This is a genomic window from Moorena sp. SIO4A5, from assembly GCF_010672005.1.
In the GTDB taxonomy this organism is placed as follows: domain Bacteria; phylum Cyanobacteriota; class Cyanobacteriia; order Cyanobacteriales; family Coleofasciculaceae; genus Moorena.
On sequence record NZ_JAAHHZ010000348.1, the window covers coordinates 1 to 4,911 of the forward strand.

Annotated in this window: 3 protein-coding genes; all 3 read left to right on the forward strand. The window is 42.1% G+C overall.

The features are described from left to right. On the forward strand, positions 1-212 hold a 212-nt coding region (locus F6K57_RS36705; RefSeq protein ID WP_293073166.1), incomplete at its 5' end, for a glutathione binding-like protein. Positions 213-1,257: 1,045 nt separating this feature from the next. Next, the gene (locus F6K57_RS36710; protein ID WP_293073169.1) at positions 1,258-2,739 is read left to right on the forward strand and encodes a pre-peptidase C-terminal domain-containing protein; all 1,482 of its coding nucleotides are present in this window, start codon (positions 1,258-1,260) and stop codon (positions 2,737-2,739) included. Positions 2,740-3,193: 454 nt separating this feature from the next. Then, a complete protein-coding gene (locus tag F6K57_RS36715; protein ID WP_293073172.1) occupies positions 3,194-4,672 on the forward strand; it encodes a zinc-dependent metalloprotease family protein in 1,479 nt (492 codons plus the stop codon). Positions 4,673-4,911: the final 239 nt, after the last annotated feature.

A 4,911-nucleotide genomic window follows, 5' to 3' on the forward strand; every position in this document is an offset into this window, starting at 1 on the left:
AAGAAACCCTACGTCTGTTTGGTGTCTTAGATCAGCAATTAGCAAAACAGGAATTCATTGTTGGAGATTACTCCATTGCCGACATAGCTACCTATCCTTGGGTAGCTGCCTATGAGTATTTGGGAGTGACCCTAGATAAGCATCCCCACCTCAAACGCTGGGTCGAGACAATGCAGCAGCGACCTGCTGTGGAACGGGGCATGGCAGTTTGAAGGTTTGTTGAAAGTTGAAAGTTGAAAGTTCAAAGTTCAAAGTTCAAAGTTGAAAGTTCAAAGTTCAAAGTTCAAACTTCAAACTTCAAAGTTCAAAGTTGAAAGTTCAAAGTTCAAAGTTCAAACTTCAAACTTCAAAGTTCAAAGTTGAAAGTTCAAAGTTCAAAGTTCAAACTTCAAAGTTCAAAGTTCAAACTTCACAGTCATGAATCCTAGGTGGGCAGTGCCTAGCAACCCGATTGCCAGCTGATCTGATCTGTCTGGTGTACTGCCCACCCTACATGAAGCTAGGAATTCTATTAGAACAATTTTGGCGCTTTATAAGCACGATTTACCGCGACAGTTATCCTACCAAATTTATCACCAAAATATTCCAACCACATAGCTATAATAAACCCTAGAGTCAATAATAATTAAAACTACGGCGGTTTGCATAACTATCAGCTACACAGGATTGTCTTCCCTCTTCCCTCTTCCTTGCTCCCTGCTCCGAACGCGCACCGCGTGGCCGACGGCCTCAGTCCCTGCTCCCTAAAAACCCATAAATTTGTACCTAACTGAATTTAAAACCGCTGTATTTCGTAATATTTTTTATTACTGAAACCAATTAAAAATAATCTACATATAACCTAATAAATGGTTATATGTAGATTATTTTGATAACCGAAAAAAGATGCCATAAAAAAATATTAATTTAATTATTTTAGACTATTAGGGTTGCAATCTTTAAAGCTAATTTATAAAGTAAATATTAAGAGCTCAAATCCCTTGACAGATATGGATTTCAGGGAACAGGGCTTCCCTAAGGACACTAATCAATGAAAGCCTTGCAGCGCCAGGGTTATAGCTTAGTTTACCAATCAGATATGACAACGGTGATAATTAAGCTAATTTTGTTCAAAATTAAGAGCTGATAAACTTTGCTTAAAAATATTACAAAACTAGGTTTGGTTTATTACTGTGTAAATGTAGTTAAGCGCAAATAAAATTATTTTTTTGGGCTAATTTACATTGCTTTTCACAGAAAAAAAAACAGGAGTAAATCATGGGTACTTTCGAGGATTTAGGCACTTTCACGGGTAATTCCATCATCCGCAATGGGGACCTTAGAATCTTAGACCGCAGTGATGTGTATAAGTTTAGCCTCTCAAACAACGGTCAAATTAACCTAAATCTAAACAATATCAGTGCCGGTGATGATGCTAACCTCAGACTCTATCAGGACACTAACAACAATGGCATCTTGGACTTTGGCGACCAAAATGTGGCTAGATCTTTACAGAGTGGCAATGCTGACGATGTGATCAACTACACTGCTACCAGTGGCACTTACTTTGCCCAGGTAATACGCTACGCTCCTGGTAGCAATGGTATTGTTTCCTATGATTTAGAGTTGTCTGGAAGTACTACTACGACTGGAACTGGAACTACCCCAACTAGCAAACCAAATACCTATCAGCCCTTTAACCCCAACGAAGTTTTTTCCCTAAATAGCAACCCAGACGCAGACCACATTATCTACCTTGACTTTAATGGTCACACCACCACAGGTACTGACTGGAACGATGACTACGGAAATCCTATTGTAACCCCTGCCTATGACACGGATGGGGATACTTCAAATTTCTCCACTGCTGAGAAAGAGACGATTTGGCACATTTGGCAACGGGTGGCAGAAGACTTTAGTCCCTTTAATGTCAATGTCACTACTGCCCAACCTTCCGAGGACCAACTCAAAAAAACTAGCGGTAGTGATTCCCAATGGGGCATTCGCGTTGTGATTGGGGGAGATGGTTCTTGGTATAATAAACCAGGTGTCGTTGGTGTGGGTTATCTTGATTCATTCAACGACGACATTGATACCCCCACCTTTGTTTTTTCAGAAGTGTATAACGGCAGTGAGAAAGGGGTGGCTGAGACCATTAGCCATGAGGTAGGTCATACCTTGGGTCTTGAACATGACGGTAATTTTACCACCGAGTATTACACTGGTCATGGCAGCGGCCCAACAGGATGGGCTCCTATCATGGGGAATAGTGATTTCAAGGACTTAACTCAGTGGAGCCAAGGTGACTATATCGGTGCCAGCAACCAAGAAGATGACCTAGACATCATCACTGGGCAAAATGGTTTTGGCTATCGCCAGGACGATTATAGTAACTGGCGAACCGGTGCAGCAGGGCTATCCATCAATGATGGTCAGGTGGAAAATTATGGCATCATTGAAAAAAATAACGACATTGACTGGTTTCAGTTCAATTCCACTACGGGCAACATAGCCCTAGATATTGAGCCTTTTGAGCGAGGAGCTAATTTAGACATTCTGGCTAGGCTATATAATGCTTCTGGTCAACTGATTAGCTTCTCTAATCCCATCGGTTCTCTGTCTGCTAGCTTTAATGTTGACCTTGATCCAGGACAGTACTATCTAAGCGTTGAGGGTATTGGTGAAAGAAACCTAATTACTGGCGGATATAGTGATTACGGCAGCTTAGGACAATACTCTATTACTGGCACGATTGCTTAGATCCTGCAATATTTAGCCTTAGAAACGTTCCTAAAAATATTCCAATATCGAAGCTTATGTTGAGGATGTATAGTAATCCATAAGCGTTAATTTATAGCTAATTTATAGTAAATATTCATCGCTCAAATCCCTTGACAGATATGGATTTCAGGGAACAGGTCTCAAACTAGACCGAATTCCTGAAATCCTTCCAGTGTCATGGTTATAGCTTACTTTACCAATCAGCTCTGACAACTGTGATCATTAAGCTAATTTCGTTACGGTGCCCTTGACCCGTAATTAAATTGGCCACGGGTCGCACCGCTAAAATTAAGAGCTGATAAACTTGGCTTACAAATATTACAAAATTTAGGTGTGGTTTATTAAGCTGTAGATGTAGTAAAGCTCAAAAAAAATCAAGTTTTTGGGCTAATTTCTATTTCTTTTCACAGAGAAAAAAAGTCAGGAGTGAATCATGGGTATTTTCGATGATTTAGGCACTTTCACGGGCAATCTCATCAGCCGCAATGGGGAGCTTAGGCTCTTAGACCGCACTGATGTGTTTAAGTTTAGGGTCTCAAACAACGGTCAAATTAAGCTAAATTTATACCAGATCAGTGCCGGTGATGAGGCTAACCTCAGACTCTATTGGAACACTAAGAATAATGGCATCTTGGACTTTGGCGACCAAAACGTGGCTAGGTCTTTAGAGGGTAGCAATGCTAAGAATGTGATCAACTACAGTGCTACCAATGGCACTTACTTTGCCGAGGTAAGACCCTACGCTCTTGGTAGCAATGGCATTGTTTCCGATGATTTAGAGTTACCTGAAAGTACTACAACTATTGGAATTGCTGCAACTACCAAACCAAATACCTATCAGCCCTTGAGCCCGAACCAAGTCTTTTCCCTCAACAGCAATCCAGACGCAGACCACATTATCTACCTTGACTTTGATGGTCAAACTACCACAAATACCCTATGGAACCAGAAGTTCGGGAGTCCCATTGTGACCCCTGCCTATGACACGGATGGGAATACTTCAAATTTTTCCACTGCTGAGACAGAGACCATTTGGCGCATTTGGCAACGGGTGGCAGAAGACTTTAGTCCCTTTGATGTGAATGTGACTACTGCCCAACCTTCCGATGACCAACTCAAAAAAACCAGCGCTAGTGATTCCCAATGGGGGATTCGCGTTGTGATTGGGGGAGATGGTTCTTGGTATCAAAAAGGTACCGGTGGTTTGGCTTATATGGATTCATTCAACTGGAACACTGATACCCCCGTTTTTATTTTTTCAGAGAATCGCGCTGGAGGTAGTGAGAAAGCGGTGGCTGAAGCTATTAGCCATGAGGTAGGTCATAGCTTGGGTCTGACACATGACGGTAATTTAACCAACCACTATTACGGTGGTCATGACAATGGCAGTGTCGAAACAGGGTGGGCTCCTATTATGGGAGAGGGCAACGATAAAAATCTAACTCAATGGAGCAAAGGTGAGTATACCGGTGCCAGCAACCAAGAAGATGACCTAGATATCATCACTGGGCAAAATGGTTTTGGCTATCGCCTGGACGATTATAGTAACAGTCGAACCAGTGCAGCAGCGCTATCTTTCAATGGTGGTCAGGTAGAAACTTATGGCATCATTGAACAAAATAACGACATTGAATGGTTCCAGTTCAATTCAACAACGGGCAACATAGCCCTAGATATTGAGCCTTTTGAGCGAGGACCTAATTTAGACATTCTGGCTAAACTATATAATGCTTCTGGTCAACTGATTAGCGTCTCTAATCCTATCGGTTCTCTGTCTGCTAGCTTTAATCTTGACCTCAATCCAGGACAGTACTATCTAAGCATTGATGGTACGGGTCTTGGAAACTTAGCTACCGGATATAGTGATTACGGCAGCTTAGGACAATACTCTATTACTGGCACGGTTGGTTAGACTCTGCAATCTCTAGCCTTAGAAACTTTCCTCAACATCTTCCGGACTCAAAGGAGATGTTGAGAATTTAGAGTAGTATTCATAGTAGAGTGTGGAACCCGGGCGCGGGGAGGGTTGGAAGTGTGGGGAGATGGGGAGATGAGGAGATGGGGAGATGGGGAGATGGGCATAGCAATATAGCATTTCTCATACCTATGAGCTTCAGATAACCTGTTAGCTGTTCCCTGTTCCCGATTCCC